This is a genomic window from Neisseria sp. P0021.S005 (assembly GCF_051956955.1).
Genome location: NZ_JBQCWY010000868.1, coordinates 1 through 595, shown reverse-complemented (window position 1 = coordinate 595; position 595 = coordinate 1). Strand labels below are relative to the sequence as shown.

Genomic DNA, 595 nt, shown 5'->3' with positions numbered 1-595 from the left:
CACCTTCTTACGCTCCTGCTCCACCACCAACGTCTCCCGCTCCTTATGCAGATAGCTGCCTTGGGTGTTGATATAGAGCGTGTTTTGCAGTTTGCGCATGGGGAAACTCTCTTGATTTTAACCGTACTTTTGTTTGGGAACAGCTTGTTGTTTAGGCCGTCTGAAAAAATCAGGCTTTCAGACGGTGTAGAACAAATACAGGAAACCTACCAAAGAGTGTGTACCCAAGGAAACTCCCTGCATTTACTGTATTATTACAGTCAATATTTTCTAATACAATCAAATTCCTATTGCTAATGGCTGGAAAAGAAATTGTGCTAATTCTTTAGGAGAAAATGGGTAATATGTAGCAACTCTTGCAATAAAAAAACTATCTACACCACGAATTGGAACCATTACTTCTACTTGATAAAATATTCCAGCAACTGAATTATGGAACTCGTAATCATTATTCTCAAATTTCTTAAACATTTCCCTAAACTTAAATTCTAACAATCCTTGCAATATAGCAGAAAATATTCGCTCAAAGTTCTTGTCCGAAAGAATATCAATATCGTTATTTCCAATATCATTATGGTGCTTAATAAAATTATCC

1 protein-coding gene and 1 pseudogene are annotated in these 595 nt (G+C 36.3%); both read right to left on the bottom strand.

Going from position 1 to position 595, the window contains the following annotated elements; translation table 11 throughout:
• Nucleotides 1–99: pseudogene (locus tag ACTHUE_RS19865) on the bottom strand (CRISPR-associated endonuclease Cas1); the annotation flags it as partial.
• Nucleotides 100–279: 180 nt separating this feature from the next.
• Nucleotides 280–595 (bottom strand): hypothetical protein (locus tag ACTHUE_RS19860; RefSeq protein WP_440424263.1); only part of this gene is annotated, 316 nt, incomplete at its 5' end.